The organism is Arthrobacter sp. STN4 (assembly GCF_024539665.1).
GTDB lineage: Bacteria > Actinomycetota > Actinomycetes > Actinomycetales > Micrococcaceae > Specibacter.
This window is the reverse complement of record NZ_JAKZGX010000011.1, coordinates 60,055-77,983: the sequence shown is the minus strand read 5'-3', so window position 1 is coordinate 77,983 and position 17,929 is coordinate 60,055. Positions and strand designations below refer to the sequence as shown.

The following is a 17,929-nucleotide window of genomic DNA, read 5'->3' as shown; positions in this document are numbered from 1 at the left end:
TGCAGGCCGGGCCCGAACAGGCAAGGGGCAACCGTACAGTGCAGGCCAACAACTGGGGCTACCAGGACATCAGCGCACCGAAGGCACGCACCCTCCGCCAGGTCCCTGCCGCCCGCGGACTCGTGGTCGAGGACGTCCAGAGCGGATGGGTCGGCGCCGTGGTCCGGATCGAAAAGTCCGGCGGCATGCACATCATGGAACTGGCCGACCGGCGCGAGAAGGTCCGGGCCTTTCCCCTGGGATTCGGCTTCCTCGTTGACGGCGAACCCGTTGAGATAGTGGCCCCCGTGGCCGCCGCGGCGCCCCAAAAGGCCACCAGGACCGCCTCCGGATCGGTCAGGGTGGAAGGGCTGCGGGCGCAGGTCGCCAAGGCCAGCCGCATCTGGGTGGAAGGCAAGCACGACGCCGAACTGGTGGAAAAGGTGTGGGGCGACGACCTGCGGGTGGAGGGGATCGTCGTCGAACCCCTCCGCGGCGTTGACGACCTCACGGCGGCCGTCAAGGCGTTCGGTCCCGGGCCGGACCGCCGGCTGGGCGTGCTGGTGGACCACCTGGTGCCGCACTCCAAGGAATCGCGCATTGTGGCGGATCTCATGAAATCGCCGGCAGCGAAAAAGAACGTCCTGGTGGTGGGGCATCCGTACGTGGATGTGTGGCAGGCCATCAAGCCCGCCACGCTGGGCATCCCGGCCTGGCCCGTGATTCCGCGCACCGTGGAGTGGAAGCTGGGCATCCTGCAGGCCTTCGGCTGGCCCCACAGCACCGCCGAGGACATCGGGCTGGGCTGGCAGCGGCTGCTCTCACGCGTCAACAGCTATTCCGACCTCGAGCCTTCACTGCTGGGACGCGTGGAGGAAGTCATCGACTTCCTCACAGCACCCGTATCCTAGTAGGACGACCTGCGCAGCATCGGCCAGGCGGCGACCACATTGTTGAGAGGCAAGTTACACGTGAGCAATCCGTCGAACCCCATGACGAATCCGGCGAAACCCCCACTCACGCCCGCAGAGGACAAGCAGTGGGCGTTCCTGGCCCATTGCGGCGGCGTCCTGGGCTGCATCCCGTCCGCCCTCATCTACAAGTTCATGGCCGGCCGCGGCCCGTTCACGGAGCAGGAATCCCTGGAGGCACTGAACTTCACGCTGCCGCCCACCATCCTGGCGCTGGCGCTGAACATCATCGCCCTGGTGGTGGGGATCTTCAGCCCCTCCGTGGGGACCGTCTTCTCGATGCTCGCCCTCATCGTCTGGGTGTTCCTGACCGTCTGCTCCGTCATCGCCGCCATCCAGGTCAGCCGTGGCAACCCCTACCGCTACCCCTGGAACCTGCGCCGCATCCACTAGCTCTCCGCCGGCCCCGCCGCCCGTTTCCGGGGGTCAGTCCAGGAGGGCCCGGGTGACGGCGTCGCCGAGGAGGCGGCCCTTCAGGGTCAGCACCAGGGTGCCGTGGAAGGCCTTGACCGGATCGATCAGGCCGCCGGCGATGAGGCCGGCCACGGCGTGCCGGCCGGACGGGTTGAGCGTGTCAATCGCCAGCCCGTCGGACAGCCGGGAGGTCAGCATGATTCGCTCCAGTTCCCGGGTGTCCGCGTCCAGGGTTTCCCGCCCGGCCGCCGGGGACTGGCCCGCCTCAAGGCGGTTGGCGTAGGCGGTGGGGTGCTTGACGTTCCACCAGCGCACGCCGCCCATGTGCGAGTGCGCGCCCGGGCCGACGCCCCACCAGTCGTCCCCGCGCCAGTACGCCAGGTTGTGCCGGCAGGCGTCCTCCGGCGTGCGGGACCAGTTGCTGACCTCGTACCAGGACAGGCCGGCTTCCCCGAACAGGGCGTCGGCGAGCTCGTACTTCAAGGCGTGGTCGTCGTCGTCAATGCCGGGCACCTGGCCGCGGCGGATCTGGGCGGCGAGCTTGGTGCCTTCCTCGACGATGAGCGAGTAGGCGGAGATGTGGTCCGGCCCGTAGCCCAGCGCGGTGCGCACCGAGGTTTCCCAGTCGGCCAGCGACTCCCCCGGTGTGCCGTAGATCAGGTCGAGGCTGACGTTCAGCCCGGCCTCGCGCGCCCACGCGACCGCCTGCGGCACCCGCTCCGGGCTGTGCGTGCGGTCCAGGACCTTCAAAACGTGCGGGACGGCGGACTGCATGCCAAAGGACACCCGGGTGAAACCGCCGTGGGCCAGTTCCTGCAGGGAGTCCCGCGTGACCGAATCCGGGTTGGCCTCCGTGGTGACCTCGGCGCCGTCTTCCAGCCCCCACTGCCCGACGGCGGCACCCAGGATGCGGGTCAGCTCGCCTGCCGGCAGCAGCGTGGGGGTGCCCCCGCCAAAGAATACGGTGTTGAGCTTGCGCGGCGGCAGGCCGGAGGCCTCCATGGCCCCGGCCGCGAACCCCACCTCGCGCACGGCCGTGGCGGCGTAGGCGTCCTGGGACGCTCCCCCGCCCAATTCCGTGGCCGTGTAGGTGTTGAAGTCGCAGTAGCCGCAGCGCACGGCGCAAAAGGGGATGTGCGCGTACAGGCTGAACTTCCGCTCCGCCGCGCCAAGGGCGGCCTGGGCGGGCAGGACGCCGTCGGCCGGGGCCGGATCGCCGAGGGGAAGTGCGCTGGGGGTCACTTCTTGGACTTGTCCTTGGGGGATTCCCCTGTGGTCAGGGCGGCGATGAACGCTTCCTGCGGGACCTCGACCCTGCCCACCATCTTCATGCGCTTCTTGCCTTCCTTTTGTTTTTCGAGCAGCTTGCGCTTGCGGGAGATGTCGCCGCCGTAGCACTTGGCCAAAACGTCCTTGCGGATGGCGCGGATGCTTTCACGGGCGATGATCCGGGCGCCGATGGCTGCCTGGATGGGAACCTCAAACTGCTGGCGCGGAATCAGTTCCCGCAGCTTGCCCGTCATCATGACCCCGTAGGCGTACGCCTTGTCGCGGTGGGTGATGGCGCTGAACGCGTCAACCTGCTCGCCCTGGAGCAGGATGTCGACCTTGACCAGGTCGGCGACCTGGTCGCCGTCTGCCTTCCAGTCCAGTGAACCGTAGCCGCGGGTCTTGGACTTGAGGATGTCGAAGAAGTCAAAGACGATTTCCGCCAGCGGCAGGCGGTAGCGGATTTCGACCCGGTCCTCGGAGAGGTAGTCCATTCCGCCGAGGATGCCGCGGCGGGTTTGGCACAGTTCCATGATGGCGCCGACAAATTCGGTGGGGGCCAGGATGGTGGCGGCCACCATGGGCTCGCGGACTTCGGCGATCTTCCCGGAGGGGTATTCGCTGGGGTTGGTCACCTTGATGACCCGCTTGTCCTCAAGGGTGACTTGATACTCCACGTTCGGGGCGGTGGAGATCAGGTCCAGGTTGTGCTCGCGCTCGAGGCGCTCACGGGTGATTTCCAGGTGCAGCAGGCCCAGGAAGCCCACGCGGAACCCGAAGCCCAGGGCGGCGGAGGTTTCCGGTTCATAAATGAGTGCCGCGTCATTGAGCATGAGCTTCTCGAGCGCATCGCGCAGCACCGGATAGTCCGTGCCGTCCATCGGGTACAGGCCGGAGAAGACCATGGGCTTGGCGTCGTGGTAGCCGGGCAAGGCCTCGGCGGCGGGCTTGACGAAGGTGGTGACGGTGTCCCCCACCTTGGACTGGCGCACGTCCTTCACGCCCGTGATCAGGTAGCCCACCTCGCCCACGCCCAGCCCCTTGGACGGCTGCGGCTCTGGCGAGCTGACGCCGATTTCCAGCAGTTCGTGCGTGGCGCGCGTGGACATCATCTGGATTTTCTCGCGCGGCGTCAGCTTGCCGTCGATGACCCGGACGTACGTCACCACGCCGCGGTAGGTGTCGTAGACGGAGTCGAAGATCATGGCGCGGGCCGGGGCCTGGGGGTCGCCCACCGGTGCCGGCAGTTCCCGGACGATCTGGTCCAGCAGCGCCTCGACGCCCATGCCGGTCTTGCCCGAGACCTGCAGCACGTCCTCGGGCCTGCCGCCAATGAGGTTGGCCAGCTCGGCGGCGTACTTTTCCGGCTGGGCGGCCGGCAGGTCGATCTTGTTCAGCACCGGGATGATGGTCAGGTTGTTTTCCATGGCCAGGTACAGGTTGGCCAGGGTCTGGGCCTCGATGCCCTGGGCGGCATCGACCAGGAGAATGGCGCCCTCACAGGCGGCGAGGGACCGTGAGACTTCATAGGTGAAGTCCACGTGCCCGGGGGTGTCAATCATGTTCAGGCAGTAGGAGGTGCCGTCCAGCTCCCAGGGGATGCGGACCGCCTGGGACTTGATCGTGATGCCGCGTTCGCGCTCAATGTCCATGCGGTCAAGGTACTGGGCCTTCATGTCACGCTGTTGGACCACTCCGGTGAGCTGGAGCATCCTGTCCGCCAGGGTCGACTTCCCGTGGTCGATGTGGGCGATGATGCAGAAGTTCCTGATGATCGCCGGATCGGTGGCGGCGGGCACCGGGGCAGTGCGGGCCATGGGTGACACTGGGGTTCCTTACTGTTGCGTGGGCACTCTTGCAAGCCGGCACGGCTGCCGGCTGGGGCGCCGGAGCGTGCTGGGCGTGTCCGCACGGCAGGCGCCGGACACTCATTAGGGTCAAGTCTCCCACGTTTGGGCCGGGGTTAGGGAACGGGCCCGCCGCCTGCCGCCCGGGTCCGTCGGGCCCGGGTTCGGGTTCGATAAGGTGGGGGCCATGCCATCAAATACCGACCGCATCCTTGGCCTCCTGCGCAGCCTAGCCGGCTCGTTCCTCAAGTCAGCCGGCACGAAGGCGCCGCCCGCACGCAGGCCCGGCGCACGGGGCACGGCCCGCCCGGACGGACGTCCGGCGTCGTCCGGGACCGCGCAGGGCCTTGCCCGCCCCTACCCGGGGGATTTCCGCGGCACGTCCCGCACCCTGTACTCCCCCAAACCCGACGGCGCCCCGGACCCAGGGGAGATCGTGTGGACCTGGGTGCCGTTCGAGGAGGACTTCAGCCAGGGCAAGGACCGGCCCGTGCTGGTGGTGGGGCGCGCCGGCAGGCACCTGCTGGCCGTCATGCTCACCAGCAAGGACCATGCCGGCGACCACCGCGGCGACAACGACTACGTTGACCTGGGCCCCGGTGCCTGGGACCGGCAGGGGCGCCCGAGCGAGGCCAAGCTGGACCGGATCCTGCAGATCAGCGAGGCGGACATCCGCCGCGAGGGAGCCGTGCTCGACGCCAGGCGCTTTGGCCAGGTGGCCGAGGGCCTGCGGACCCGGCACGGCTGGACTTAGGCGGCAGGGCACGCCGCCTTTCTGCTAGAATTTCATGCGTGTGTGTCCGTGCAGGTCGGCGGACACAACAGCCTGGCCAGACGTTCACCATAATTCGAGCATCCCCACGCCGCTGTCGACGGCCAGGCTACGCCCTCTACGACCGTATTTTCGTATCAAAAGAGAGTTATAAAACGTGGCTAATATCAAGTCCCAGAAGAAGCGCATCCTCACCAACGAGAAGGCGCGCCAGCGCAACCTCTCGGTGAAGTCCGAGCTGAAGACCGCGATCCGTGCAGTAAACACGGCCGTTGCCAAGGCTGACAAGGATGCAGCTGCGGCTGCTTTGGTGAACGCAGGCCGCAAGCTGGACAAGGCTGTCAGCAAGGGCGTCATCCACGCCAACAACGCTGCCAACCGCAAGTCGGCCATCTCCAAGAAGGTCAACGCCCTCTAGGGAAGCCGACCCGCTTCGCGACTCAGGCAAAAGGCCCCCGCCATTGTGGCGGGGGCCTTTTGTTGTCCGCGTCCACCCCCGGGCCGGCCCCGGGTTGGTCCTTGGGCCGGCGGGCTAGCGCCGCGCGCTGGTGGCAATGAGCGTCACGGCGCGTTCGACGGCGTACACCGGGTCGCGTGCCGCACCCTTCACCTGGGCGTCGGCCTCGGCCAGCGCCTGGACGGCGGCCGCCAGCCCACCGGCATTCCAGTGGCCGGCGTCGCGGCGGGCCGTGTCCACCTGCCAGGGTGCCATGCCCAGGTCACGGGCCAGCTGGGCGGAGCTGCCCCGGAGCGAATACACCTTGGCGACCTGGCGGACCTTCATGGCCAGGGCTGCCACCAGCGGCACGGGATCAACCCCGGTGGCCAGGGCGTGGCGCAGGTTGGCCAGGGCTGCCGGCGCGTTTCCGGCCAGGGCGGCGTCGGCCACCCGGAAGGCCGTTGCCTCGACACGGCCGCCGTAGTACTTGTCCACCGCATCGGAGTCCACCATTCCGGTGGTGTCGGAGACGAGCTGCTGGCAGGCGGCGGCCAGTTCGGCGAGATTCGCCCCCACCGCCGCCACCAGGGCACGGACGGCCTGCGCGTCGATGCGCCGCTTGGCCAGCTGGAATTCGGAGGTGACGAATGCGGCCTTTTCCTGGTCCTTTTTCAAGGCCAGGCATTCAACGCGCGGCATGCCTGCCGCCTTGAGTGCGTCCAGCAGCTTCTTGCCGCGGGTGCCGCCGCCGTGCACCAGCATGAGCGTCACGTCCGGCGCCGGATCCTTGAGGTAGGCGAGGGCGTCGGCCAGGAAGTCGTCACTCATGGAGGCGAGCCCTGAGGCTTCAATGAGCTTGGGTTCGCTGAAGAGCGAGGGGCTGGCGACCATGGCCAGGGTGCCCGCCGTGTACGCGGCTGCGTCGAGGGTGGTGAGCTCCAGGTCCGGGTCCTGGGCGCGCAGTTTGCTGCGCAGCCCGTCCCGCGCGCGGCTGGCGATGAAGTCCTCCGGCCCGTAAATCAACACCACCGGGGCCAGCGGGACGTCCCGCCAGTCGGCGCCTGCCGACGGCCGTGCTGCGGGGCTCATGGCGCTGTTCCTATCAGTGGTGTGTGCACTGCATCCACTCTGCCACCAAGTCCTGCGTTTCCCAAGCCGCTCACGCGCCCAGCACCGCCATGGTCCAGAGCCCGGCAGCCACGGCGGCCGACACCGACAGGGTGCTGAATCCGAGCAGGAAACGCCACTGCTCCGGCAGCCCCGCGCGCAGCGCGGCGAGCCTGCCGGCCAGCTGCTGCCGTTCGACCAGCGCCGCCAAGGCGCCCAGTACCGCCGCGTCCATCAGTGCCATCAGCACCACGCCCCGGACACCCCCGGGCCAGGGCAGGCCCGCCGCGGGCAACGCGGCCATCCACCGGGCCACGGCGGCAACCCACCAGGCTCCCCAGCCCGACACCCACGCACAGAGGTCCGCGGCCAGGGGAACCAGCGGGGCTGCCACCAGGCCCAGCGTGCCCACCGTGGTCACCAGTGCCACGACCGGCGCCGCGGCCATGTTCGCCGGCACCGTGTAGATCGCCAGCCTGGGCTGCAACAATACAATCGCCGGGGCGCAGAACAACTGGGCGGCCAACGGAATGGCCACGGCCTGCGCCGCCCACGCCGGCAGCCAGGTACCCAGCCACCGGGCACAGCGCCGGCCCATCAGGTGCAGGCCGAGGGTCGCCAGCACGGACAGGATGAAGGCAAAGTCACGGGCGAGCCAGGGATCGGCCACGAGAAGCACCACAATGCTGGCCGAGAGCAGCGCACCCACCCGTCGCGGCCGGCCGCTGAGCATGGCAGCACAGCCGATTCCCCCCATCACCGCCGCCCGCAGCACGCTGGGGTCCGGCCCGACCACGGCAACGAATCCGGCCAGTCCCAGCACCGCCGCCGCCCCGGCCGCCCACCGGGGCGCATGCAACGAACGCAACCCAGCCATCAGGGCCGAGAGCACCAACGTGCAATTGGCGCCGCTGACCGCCGTCAGGTGGGTCAGGCCGACAGCCTTCATCGCCCCGGCCAGGCCGGGCGGACTGGCACTGCGGTCACCCATGACCATGCCCGGCAGCAGGCCGGCGACGTCCGGGGCCGTCCCGGCCCAGACCCGCCGGGCCGCCCGGAGCCATCCCGACCGGAACGCCAGAGCCGGGCTGCCCGCCTGCTGCGTCCGGACCTCAAGGGGTGCCGTGGAAGGGTGCAGGATGCCGGCGTCCCGTTCGGCAAGTCCGGCGGGTGGGACGGTGCCGGCCGTGCCCACGGTGGCGCCCTCCGGAACGTCCAGCCAGTCCATACCCGCCACGACGCGGATGGGCAAGGGCCCGTCCAGCCGCCGGCCATGTGCCGTGGCCTGACGGACCACGGCGGCGAACGTGACCTGCGGCGGCCCCGGCCCGGCGGCCAGCGGCCGCGGGCTTTCCATCACTTCCAGCGTGAGGGACAGCTGCCAGCCGGAGGCAACGGCAGCAGCCAGCGGGGTGTTCTGCCGGTCCTGTTGGCGCAGGGCCACAGCCAGGAGCACCACGCCGAGGCACAGCGCCGCCACTGCGACCGTGGCCGCCACACCTGGCAGGACGCTCCCCCGGGTCCGTGTACGCGACGGCCCACGGGCGTCCGTCCTTGCCGCCTCGCCCCGGGACGGCAGGCCACCGCGAACCGCCTCATCACGGCCGGGCCGGCCGGAACCGTCACGGGCGGGCCGGCCGGAACCGTCGCGGCCAGGGCCGCCGTCCTTGACACTGTCAGGGCCCGGGGCGGGCCCAGGGTTGGCGGGAAGGCCACGCAACGCCACCGCGGCCGCGGCGGCGCACAGGACCGGGCAGCAGGCGGCCGCGACGGCGGAAGACCCCCACGGTTGTCCAATGGCCACCGCGGCCCCGGCCCAGGTGGCGGCAACGGCGGGCAGGAGGCGGACGTCGGGACGCGGCCGCAGGCCCGGATCCGTGGCGGTGCCGCGCTCCGTGGCCAGGGCGTGGAGGCGGGTCTGTAGGCGGACCCGGATCGCGGCCATGCTGGCTGCGCCGCCGCGGCCAGCCCTGCTGCAGGCCCTGCTGCGGCCACTCGCGCTGGCCGGTGCCTGTGCTGATGCTGCGTCGTCGACCATGGCCCCGTCGGCGCGGGCTGGGGAAGCGCTGCGCGGGCCATCGACGGCGGCCCGCGCATAGTGCCGCCAGCGTGCGTCCGGCCGCCTCATCGTGCTGTCACCAGCGGACGGATGTTCGCCAGCAGCTTGGCGCCGATCCCGGACACCGCATCCAGCGCGTCCACCGAGGTGAAGGGGCCGTGGTCGGTGCGCCAGGCCACGATGCGCCCGGCCAGCACCGGCCCGACCCCCGGCAAGGCGTCCAATTGCGCGGCCGTGGCCGTGTTCAGGTCCACCAGGCCGCCGTGCGGCCCGCCGGAGCCGGTTCCGTACGAACCGGTGCCGGGGCCACCGGCAGTTCCGGCATCGCTGCCTCCCGGTGCGCCGCCCACTCCCCCGCCAACTGCTCCCACGCCGCCGGCCGGGCCGGCTTCGACCTGGGTGGGAACCCGGACCTGCGTGCCGTCGACGGCGGGGGCGGCCAGGTTAAGCGCGTCCAGCACGGCCCCGGGCAACGCCCCGCCGGCCGCCTGCACTGCCTGCAGGATCCGGCTGCCGGCTGGAAGCGCGTACACGCCGGGGTGCTGGACGGCGCCGGCCACGTGCACGATGACGGCGCCTTTCCCCGGCGGTTCCGGCGGCATCGGTGTGGGGACGGATTGTTGCGCTGCGGGCGGGGAAGCCCCCGCCGCCGGGGCAGTTGCGGGAGCGGCTTCCCGGCCCAGCGGCGGAACCGCCACCCCGGCGGTGCCTGCCGTCGCCTGCCTGCCGGCCGCCGCCGATGTCCCGGCCTGTTCCAGCCAGAGCACGCCCGTGACCGCCACGGCCATCGCCAGGAGCACGACGAGTGCACGCAGGGACGTGATCCAGCGCGGACCCCTGCCTTCCGGGGTGCCGCGGCCGGTGCCGCCCGTCCCGGGCGTCCATGCAGCCTGATGGCGCTCGCCTTCCATGTCCCTACGGTAGGCACGGCAGGGGGACGGCGCACGGGCCGCCAGCCCCAATGTGGGCCCTCAGGCAGCCGGCTCCCCTTGTGGAGGAGCCACCGCGTCCGAGATGACCACCACCAGCACGCCCAGGCCCGCATGGGCGGCCAGTACGGACGGGAGGCGGGTGAGCCCCGCCGCTGCCAGTCCCGGGCAGTCTGCCCTCAGCGACTCGCCCAGTGCCAGGGCCTGTTCGGAGTTCCCAAAGTGGTGCACGCTGATGCGGGCGCTGCCGGGCGGCCGGGCAGCAACCTCATCGGCCGCGAGCCGCTCCAGCCGTGCGATGGCCTTGCCAGCCGTGCGCACCTTTTCCAGGGGCACCACGGCACCGTCGACAATGCCCAGCAACGGCTTGATGTCCAGCACCGCGCCCAGCCACGAGGAGGCCAGGCTGATCCGTCCGCCCCGGCGCAGCTGTTCCAGGCTCGGGACGTAGAAAAAGACCGTGGCGTGTTCGGCGGCGGTCCGTGCTGCAGCCAGGACCTCCCCGGCCTCCGCGCCGGAAGCGGCGGCCCGCACGGCGGCCTGGACGGCCGCACCCTGGGCCATGCCGACGGTGCCGGAGTCCAGCACGTGCACGGGGATCCCGGCCTCTCCGGCTGCCAGGGCTGCCGAGTCGAATGTGCCGGAGAGCTTGGCGGAAATGTGGAGGGAGACCACTGCGTCATAGCCCGCCCCGGCGGCAGCCTGGTAGGCGCGTTGGAACTGCCCGGGCGAGGGGCGCGAGGTGCGCACCTGCCGGCCCGAGGCGAGGGCCAGGGACATCTGGGCCTCGAGTCCGGCGTCGTCGTCGGAGAAGACCTCCCCGCCGATGATGACCGGCATCGGCACCACGGTCAGGCGTCCCCCGGCCGACTGTTCCCGCACCCACTCCGGCGGCAGGGCTGCCGCCGAGTCGGTGACGACGGCGATCCGCGGCAGCGCCCCGGCTGTTTCGCCGGCGGCCGGCGGGCGGAGCCGCAGCCGGGCGGCCTGGTGGCGCAGCCAGTCGCGTGCTCCGGGTTTGTCCATCCGACCGCCCCTTTCCCCTGCCGTCCCTACCTTGCCGCCGGGTGCGGCGCCCTGCCGCGGTGCACCGTCCGTGTCAGGCGGGGACGATGTTCACGAGCTTGGGCGCACGGACGATGACGGTGCGGATGCCGGCCCCGTCCAGGGCCTTGGTGACGGCCTCCGAGGCGAGGGCAAGTTCGCGCAGTTCGTCCTCGGAGATGTCCGGGGACACCTCCAGCCGGTCACGGACCTTGCCCTTGACCTGCACGACGGCCGTGACGCTTTGCCGGACGAGCAGGGCCTCCTCGACGGCGGGGAAGCCGGCGTTCGCCACGGAGGCGGGGTGGCCCAGGGCATTCCACATGTCCTCGGCCGTGTACGGGGCGAAAAGGCTCAGCAGGATTGCCACGGCCTCGGCGGCCTCGCGCACTGCGGGGTCCGCTGCGCCGGCACCCGAATCGATGACCTTGCGGGTGGCGTTGACCAGTTCCATCAGCTTCGCCACCACCACGTTGAACTTGTGGCCTTCCAGCAGGGCCTTGGCCTCGTGGATGGTGCGGTGCGTGATGGAGCGCAGTGCGGCGTCGCCGGCGGCCGGGTCCGTGCCGGGTGCGGCGGCAACATCGTTGCCCAGCCGCCAGGCGCGGGCCAGGAACTTGGCCGAGCCCGACGGCGAAACATCCGCCCAGTCGACGTCGTCCTCCGGCGGGCCGGCGAAGACCATGGTGAGGCGGACGGCGTCGACCCCGTAGCGGTCCAGCTGCTGGCCCAGGTCCACGCCGTTGCCCAGCGACTTGCTCATGGCCTTGCCGCCGTTGAGCACCTGGCCCTGGTTGAGCAGGCGGCTGAAGGGCTCGGTGGCGTCCAGCATGCCCATGTCGTGGATGACCTTGGTGAAGAAGCGCGCGTAGAGCAGGTGCAGGATGGCGTGTTCCACGCCGCCCACGTACTGGCCCACGGGCATCCAGTCGTTGACCTTGGCCGGGTCGAAGGGGCCCTCGGTGAACTGCGGTGAGGTGAAGCGCAGGAAGTACCAGGAGGAGTCGACGAAGGTGTCCATCGTGTCGGTGTCGCGCTTGGCGGCGCCGCCGCACTGCGGGCAGCTGACGTTGACCCAGTCGCTCGCGGCGGCCAGCGGGGAGGTGCCCTTCGGGGCAAGGGCCTCGCCGCGCAGGTTGTCCGGCAGGCGCACGGGCAGCTGGTCGTCCGGCACCGGGACTTCGCCGCAGTCTGCGCAGTGGATGATCGGGATGGGTGCGCCCCAGAAGCGCTGGCGGGACAGCAGCCAGTCGCGCAGGCGGAAGTTGACGAACTTCTCCCCCGTGCCCAGCTTCTCCAGGATGGCGATGGCGGCCGGGATGGCGTCGGCCTTGGAGAGCCCGTTGAGGTCGCCGGAGTTGATCAGGGTGCCTTCACCGGTGGTGGCACGGCCGGTGACGGCCGGGTCTTCCGCGCCGGTGTCCAGGACGGCGCGCACGGGCAGCCCGAAGGCCTTGGCGAAGTCCAGGTCGCGCTGGTCGTGGGCCGGGACGGCCATGATGGCGCCCGTGCCGTAGTCCGCCAGGACGTAGTCGGCCGCCCAGACGGGCAGCTTCTCGCCGGTGAGGGGGTTGACGGCGTAGCGGCCGGTGAACACGCCGGTCTTGGTGCGATCGGTGGCCTGGCGCTCAATGTCGCTGAGGGCCTTGACCTGGTCGCGGTAGTCGCTGAGCGCCTCGGCGTGCTCGGCGGTCACCAGTTCCAGGGCCAGGGGTGCGTCGGCGGCCACCACAAAGAACGTGGCCCCGTAGAGGGTGTCCGGGCGGGTGGTGAAGACGGTCAGGTCCTGCTGCGGCTTGCCGGCGCCGGCCTCCTCGATGACGAAGGTGACGTGGGCGCCTTCCGAGCGGCCGATCCAGTTGCGCTGCATGGCCAGCACGCGGTCCGGCCAGTTGCCCTGCAGCGCCTCCATGTCGTCCAGCAGGCGGTCGGCGTAGTCGGTGATCTTGAAGTACCACTGGTTCAGCGACTTCTTCGTGACAATGGTGCCGCAGCGTTCGCAGGCGCCGTTGACGACCTGTTCGTTGGCCAGCACCGTCTGGTCCTTGGGGCACCAGTTGACGGGGGAATCCTTGCGGTAGGCCAGGCCGCGCTCGTAAAAGCGCTTGAACAGCCACTGGGTCCACCGGTAGTACTCGGGGTCGGAGGTCTGCAGGCGGCGTGACCAGTCCACGGAGATGGCGTAGCGCTTGAACGACTCCGCCTGCGTGTCGATGTTGGCGTACGTCCACTCGCTGGGGTGGGCGTTGCGCTTGATGGCGGCGTTTTCCGCCGGCAGGCCGAAGGAGTCCCAGCCGATCGGGTGCAGCACGTCGAAGCCCAGCTGGCGCCAGTAGCGCGCAACGACGTCGCCCATGGCAAAGGCCTCGGCGTGGCCCATGTGGAGGTCGCCGGAGGGGTAGGGGAACATGTCCAGGACGTAGCGGCGTTCCTTCGAGCCGTCGTCAAGGGGCGTAAAGACCTTCAGTTCCTCCCAGACGGCCGGCCACTTGGCCTCCATCGCGGCGAAACTGTAGACGCCTTCTTCGCTGTTCTCTTCAGTCTGGGACTGCACGCTCACATACCCTGCCTCTATTGGTTCATTCATGTCTTCGTTGCACCCCTGCCCCCACACACACAAAAGCCCCTCGACAGACGCAAGGGGCGCACCGCAATGGACATTGCGGCTATATAAGGAGGAGGACTGTATGCACCTTATTACTTTAGCGCACACATAAAAATAAATACCAAGGCCGTTGCGGCGCGGCATTCTGCGCGGCCGGAGCCGAGAAGGGGCCAGGGTGTGGTCGGGCACCGCGGTGGACCCCTGGATGCGAGGGCCCCGACCCGAGCTTGCGAGGGTTGGGAGCATCCAGGGACGGGCGGGGCCCCTTCTCGACGCAGGCTGCGGGCGCTACTTCACGTCGGCGTCAACCCAGTCCATGGACTTGGTGACGGCCTTCTTCCACAGGCGCATCTGGCGGTCGCGCTCGGCGGCGTCCATCTGCGGTTCCCAGCGCTTGTCCTCGGACCAGTTGCTGGACAGTTCGCCCAGGTCCTTCCAGAAGCCGACGGCCAGCCCGGCCGCGTAGGCCGCGCCGAGGGCCGTGGTTTCAACGACCTTCGGGCGGATGACCGGGACGCCGAGGATGTCTGCCTGGAACTGCATGAGCGCGTCGTTGGCGACCATGCCGCCGTCGACCTTCAGTTCGCTCAGGTCGACACCGGAGTCGGCGTTGACCGCGTCAAGCACCTCGCGGGTCTGGAAGGCGGTGGCCTCCAGGGCTGCCCGGGCAATGTGGTTCTTGTTCACAAAGCGGGTCAGCCCCACGATGGCGCCGCGTGCGTCGGAGCGCCAGTACGGGGCAAACAGGCCGGAGAACGCCGGGACGATGTACACGCCGCCGTTGTCCTCCACCGCCGCGGCCAGCTCCTCCACCTCGGGTGCCGTCTTGATCATCCCGATGTTGTCGCGCAGCCACTGGATCAGGGAACCGGTGACGGCGATGGAGCCTTCCAGGGCGTAGTGCGGCTTGGCGTCGCCGAGCTTGTAGCCCACGGTGGTCAACAGCCCGTTCTTCGAGTGGACGATTTCCTCGCCCGTGTTGAAGATCAGGAAGCAGCCGGTGCCGTAGGTGTTCTTGGCCTCGCCGGTGGCGAACGCGGCCTGGCCGAACGTGGCCGCCTGCTGGTCGCCGAGGATGCCGGCCACCGGGACCTCGCGCAGCAGCTGGCTGCCGTGCACGGTGCCGTACACCTCGGAGGAGGACTTGATCTCGGGCATCATGGACTTCGGCACACCGAAGGCGGCCAGGATCCCCTCATCCCACGAGAGGGTTTCCAGGTCCATGAACATGGTGCGGGAGGCGTTGGTGACGTCGGTGATGTGCACGCCGCCGTCGGTGCCGCCGGTCAGGTTCCAGGTCACCCAGGAATCGGTGTTGCCGAACAGCAGGTCCCCGGCCTCCGCCTTTTCACGGGCGCCCTCGACGTTGTCCAGTATCCACTTGATCTTGGTGCCGGAGAAGTAGGTGGCCAGCGGCAGCCCCACCTTCGCCTTGAACCGTTCGACGCCGCCGTCAGCGGCCAGTTCATCAACGATGGGCTGGGTGCGGGTGTCCTGCCAGACGATGGCGTTGTACACCGGGACGCCGGTCGTCTTGTCCCAGACGACGGCGGTCTCGCGCTGGTTGGTGATGCCGACGCCGACGATGTCGTGCCGGGTGAGGTTGGCCTGTGCCAGGGCGGTGCCGATGACCTCGCGGGTGTTGTTCCAAATTTCCGCCGCATCGTGCTCCACCCAGCCGGCCTTGGGGAAGATCTGCTCGTGTTCAAGCTGCCCCGTGGAAACGATGTTGCCGTCGTGGTCAAACACGATGGCACGGCTGCTGGTGGTTCCCTGGTCAATGGCAATTACGTACTGGGACATCATTGTTTCCTTTGTTTGTGCAGCCTGCCAGCAAGCTGCGGCCCACTCTTCAAGTACTACATGGTCTACTTCATCAGGCAGTTAACAACAAGATTTACTTCACGACGAGCGGCAGCCACTGGGACATCAGCCCGCCCAGGGCGCCGCCGATGAGCGGTCCCACGACCGGTACCCACGAGTAGCTCCAGTCACTGGAGCCCTTGCCCTTGATGGGCAGAAGCGCATGGGCAATGCGCGGTCCCAGGTCGCGGGCGGGGTTGATGGCGTAACCGGTGGGTCCACCGAGGGACGCGCCAATGGCCACCACGAGCAGGGCCACCGGCAGCGGGCCCAGGCCCGTCACGCCGCCGCCGAAGTGCAGGATGACAAACACCAGCACAAAGGTGCCAATGATTTCCGTGACGACGTTCCAGCCGTAGCTGCGCTTCGCCGGGCCGGTGGAGAACACGCCCAGCTTGGTTGCCCCGTCGGGCTCGCCGTCGAAGTGCTGCTTGTACGCCAGCCAGCACACCACCGCGCCGATGAAGGCGCCGAGCATTTCCCCGCCAAAGTACGTCAGGGTCGAGCCGAAGCTGACCGGCACGTTGGGTGCGTAATCGGTGGCACCGCTGGAAAGGATGCCCACCGTGACGGCCGGGTTCAGGTGCGCACCGGACTTGGCGGCCACGAACACACCGGACATGACGGCCAGGCCCCAGCCCCAGTTGACCATCAGGAAGCCGCCGGCGTTGCCTTTGGTCCCCCTCAGGGCCACGTTGGCCACGACGCCGCAACCCAGCAGGGTGAGCATCATTGTTCCCATCACCTCAGACAGGAACACTATTCCAAGAGACATCTTTGACTCCTTCTATCTATTCATTTATTGGCTGACTGCGGCCGTCCTGTGACCGCAGTTCTTGAGCCCCCCTGCCCCAGGGCGGTTAGGCGATCAAGCTTTGGACCTGCACGCCGTGGAAGCGTGCGAGGATGTCTTGGGCGTGGCGGATCTCATCCTGCACGCGGTGGTGCGGCCAGCCCAGCGGCCCCGCGAGTGCCGCCGCCGTCTCGGCCAGCAGCTCGGCCGTGACCAGGCCGCGGAAGGCCAGGGAGGTCCGGCGGACCAGCACGTCGATCAGGTGCCCGATCTGTTCGTGCTCCACCATGAATTCAATTTCGCGGCGGCTGAGCTCGCGGGTGGATTCAAAGGCCTCATCCGCGCCGGCGGCCAGATAGTCCAGCACCTGCCCGGCGCGGGTTCCGTAGCGGGTGAGCAGGACGGCGGCCCGGGCCGCGTCGATGCCCCCGCCCGTGTGGGCCGCGATCCATGCCTCCACCGCGGCGTCGGTGGCAGGGAAGCCCGCGCCGCCGCCGATGGCGAGCTTCGCCGTCGAGGTTTTCCGTTCGGCGCCCAAGGCAGCGAGGACGTCGTTGGCAAGGTGTTCGGACAGTGCACGGAAGGTGGTCCATTTGCCGCCCACCAGGCTCAGCACCGGGACTGTGGCGCCGGCGATGCTGCGGTCCGCACGCTCAATGCGGTAGTCGCGGGAGACGAAGCCGGGGGCCGTCTCGTCGTGGCGCGGCAAAGGGCGGACACCGGAGAAGCTGTAGACGATCTCCCCGCGGGAGACCGTGATGGCCGGGAAGACGTGGCCGATCAGTTCGAAGAAGTAGTCAACCTCTTCCTCGGTGCACACGGCGTCCTGCTTCATGTCCGCATCGATGTCGGTGGTGCCGACCAGGACACGGTCGCCCATGGGGTAGATCAGCACGATCCGGCCGTCGGTGTGTTCGAAGAAGATTTCGCGGCCGTTGCAGGCGGCGAGCAGCTCCGGGTGGTCAAGCACAATGTGGGAGCCCTTGGTGCCGCCCATGAAGCGTGTGGCAGCACCCATGGCCTCGTTCGTGGCATCGACCCATGCGCCGGTGGTGTTGACAATGACGTCCGCGGTGAACGTGAATTCCTCGCCGGTGAGCTGGTCCGTGAGCTGGACGCCCTCGCCGGTGACGGCGGTGGCGGCCACGTAGTTGGTGGCCCGCGCCCGGTGCGGGCCGCCCGCCGGGGTGCCGGCCTTCTCGCCGTCCTGCAGCACGTCCAGGGTGAGCCGCTCCGGGTTGTGCACGGAGGCGTCGTAGTAGGTGGCCGTGTACTTGATGCCCGGGTGCAGGGCGGGCAGTTCTGCCAGCGCCTTGGTCCGGCCCTTGAACTGGTGCCGCGGGACGCTGCCGCCGTCGCGGGAGAAGGAGTCGTACATGGTCAGGCCGGCCTTGATCAGGAAGGCGCCGCGTTCCTGCGGCCTGCCCTGCTTGTGCGTGAGGAAGCGCATCGGGGCGGCCAGGATGCCGGAGAAGGTGCTGAAGATCGGGATGGTGGTCCGCAGCGGCTTGACGTAATGGGGGGCGATCTTCAGCAGGCGGTTGCGTTCCACCACGGATTCGCGCACCAGCCGGAACTCGCCATTTTCCAGGTAGCGGATGCCGCCGTGGATCATGTGCGAGGAGGCACCGGAAGCCCCCTGGCAGTAGTCCCCGCGCTCCACGAGGGCCACGTCGATGCCCTGCAGGGCCAGGTCCCGGAAGGTGCCGACTCCGTTGATTCCGCCGCCGATGATTAGGACCTGGGCGTGGGGGCGGTTCCGCAGGGCGTCCACATGGGGACGGCGGGCAGCCCCCGCGTCGGAGTCGTTCTTGGCGGCATTGCCGGGGATTCGCACG

General features: G+C 69.2%; 14 protein-coding genes. 4 read left to right on the top strand and 10 right to left on the bottom strand.

What is annotated here, in order from left to right:
- Positions 1 to 38 precede the first annotated feature (38 nt).
- Together MMF96_RS10180 and MMF96_RS10175 are read left to right on the top strand one after the other, a co-directional pair.
- Entirely contained in the window at positions 39 to 890 is an 852-nt protein-coding gene (locus MMF96_RS10180) for a DUF3097 domain-containing protein (RefSeq protein ID WP_256883498.1), read from the top strand.
- A 60-nt stretch (positions 891 to 950) separates the two neighbouring features.
- Positions 951 to 1,343 (top strand): DUF4870 domain-containing protein, encoded by a 393-nt coding sequence (locus MMF96_RS10175; protein ID WP_256883471.1) that lies wholly within the window; start codon positions 951 to 953, stop codon positions 1,341 to 1,343.
- A 33-nt stretch (positions 1,344 to 1,376) separates the two neighbouring features.
- Here MMF96_RS10175 and hemW read toward each other — a convergent pair whose 3' ends face one another.
- Positions 1,377 to 2,606, bottom strand: coding sequence for a radical SAM family heme chaperone HemW (gene hemW / locus MMF96_RS10170; RefSeq protein WP_256883470.1), 1,230 nt, complete (start codon positions 2,604 to 2,606; stop codon positions 1,377 to 1,379).
- On the bottom strand, positions 2,603 to 4,459 hold the full coding sequence (lepA, locus tag MMF96_RS10165; protein WP_176615909.1) for a translation elongation factor 4: 1,857 nt from the start codon (positions 4,457 to 4,459) through the stop codon (positions 2,603 to 2,605). The genes hemW and lepA overlap by 4 nt, the downstream gene beginning before the upstream one ends.
- Positions 4,460 to 4,667: 208 nt before the next feature.
- Here lepA and MMF96_RS10160 point away from each other — a divergent pair, with 208 nt between their 5' ends.
- Positions 4,668 to 5,234 carry a type II toxin-antitoxin system PemK/MazF family toxin gene (locus tag MMF96_RS10160; RefSeq protein WP_256883469.1) on the top strand — a complete coding sequence of 189 codons (567 nt, stop codon included), beginning with the start codon at positions 4,668 to 4,670 and terminating at the stop codon, positions 5,232 to 5,234.
- 175 nt (positions 5,235 to 5,409) lie between these two features.
- Positions 5,410 to 5,670 (top strand): 30S ribosomal protein S20, encoded by a 261-nt coding sequence (gene rpsT, locus MMF96_RS10155; protein WP_176615907.1) that lies wholly within the window; start codon positions 5,410 to 5,412, stop codon positions 5,668 to 5,670.
- 114 nt (positions 5,671 to 5,784) lie between these two features.
- On the opposite strand, the gene holA is transcribed toward rpsT, so the two are convergent.
- The 8 genes from holA to MMF96_RS10115 all read right to left on the bottom strand — a co-directional run bounded on the left by holA (position 5,785) and on the right by MMF96_RS10115 (position 17,922).
- The gene (holA, locus tag MMF96_RS10150; protein WP_176615906.1) at positions 5,785 to 6,780 is read right to left on the bottom strand and encodes a DNA polymerase III subunit delta; all 996 of its coding nucleotides are present in this window, start codon (positions 6,778 to 6,780) and stop codon (positions 5,785 to 5,787) included.
- Between the two features lie 70 nt (positions 6,781 to 6,850).
- Positions 6,851 to 8,926, bottom strand: a complete 2,076-nt coding sequence (locus MMF96_RS10145) for a ComEC/Rec2 family competence protein (RefSeq protein ID WP_176615905.1) — start codon at positions 8,924 to 8,926, stop codon at positions 6,851 to 6,853.
- The gene (locus tag MMF96_RS10140) at positions 8,923 to 9,768 is read right to left on the bottom strand and encodes a ComEA family DNA-binding protein (protein ID WP_256883468.1); all 846 of its coding nucleotides are present in this window, start codon (positions 9,766 to 9,768) and stop codon (positions 8,923 to 8,925) included. The genes MMF96_RS10145 and MMF96_RS10140 overlap by 4 nt, the downstream gene beginning before the upstream one ends.
- Positions 9,769 to 9,828: 60 nt before the next feature.
- Positions 9,829 to 10,812, bottom strand: coding sequence for a DegV family protein (locus tag MMF96_RS10135; protein WP_256883467.1), 984 nt, complete (start codon positions 10,810 to 10,812; stop codon positions 9,829 to 9,831).
- A 73-nt stretch (positions 10,813 to 10,885) separates the two neighbouring features.
- Entirely contained in the window at positions 10,886 to 13,390 is a 2,505-nt protein-coding gene (gene leuS, locus MMF96_RS10130) for a leucine--tRNA ligase (protein ID WP_371130852.1), read from the bottom strand.
- 333 nt (positions 13,391 to 13,723) lie between these two features.
- Positions 13,724 to 15,238, bottom strand: coding sequence for a glycerol kinase GlpK (glpK, locus tag MMF96_RS10125; protein WP_176615901.1), 1,515 nt, complete (start codon positions 15,236 to 15,238; stop codon positions 13,724 to 13,726).
- 94 nt (positions 15,239 to 15,332) lie between these two features.
- Complete coding sequence (locus tag MMF96_RS10120; RefSeq protein ID WP_176615900.1) at positions 15,333 to 16,073, bottom strand: MIP/aquaporin family protein; 741 nt, start codon at positions 16,071 to 16,073, stop codon at positions 15,333 to 15,335.
- A gap of 85 nt (positions 16,074 to 16,158) precedes the next feature.
- Positions 16,159 to 17,922 carry a glycerol-3-phosphate dehydrogenase/oxidase gene (locus tag MMF96_RS10115; protein WP_176615999.1) on the bottom strand — a complete coding sequence of 588 codons (1,764 nt, stop codon included), beginning with the start codon at positions 17,920 to 17,922 and terminating at the stop codon, positions 16,159 to 16,161.
- Positions 17,923 to 17,929: the final 7 nt, after the last annotated feature.

What these genes read in the sequence shown, in the direction of transcription:
- MMF96_RS10160 (WP_256883469.1), top strand. Translation starts at nt 4,668, where the DNA reads ATGCCATCAAATACCGACCGCATCCTTGGCCTCCTGCGCAGCCTAGCC.
- holA (WP_176615906.1), bottom strand. Translation starts at nt 6,780, where the DNA reads ATGAGCCCCGCAGCACGGCCGTCGGCAGGCGCCGACTGGCGGGACGTC.
- MMF96_RS10145 (WP_176615905.1), bottom strand. Translation starts at nt 8,926, where the DNA reads ATGAGGCGGCCGGACGCACGCTGGCGGCACTATGCGCGGGCCGCCGTC.
- MMF96_RS10140 (WP_256883468.1), bottom strand. Translation starts at nt 9,768, where the DNA reads ATGGAAGGCGAGCGCCATCAGGCTGCATGGACGCCCGGGACGGGCGGC.
- MMF96_RS10135 (WP_256883467.1), bottom strand. Translation starts at nt 10,812, where the DNA reads ATGGACAAACCCGGAGCACGCGACTGGCTGCGCCACCAGGCCGCCCGG.
- glpK (WP_176615901.1), bottom strand. Translation starts at nt 15,238, where the DNA reads ATGTCCCAGTACGTAATTGCCATTGACCAGGGAACCACCAGCAGCCGT.
- MMF96_RS10120 (WP_176615900.1), bottom strand. Translation starts at nt 16,073, where the DNA reads ATGTCTCTTGGAATAGTGTTCCTGTCTGAGGTGATGGGAACAATGATG.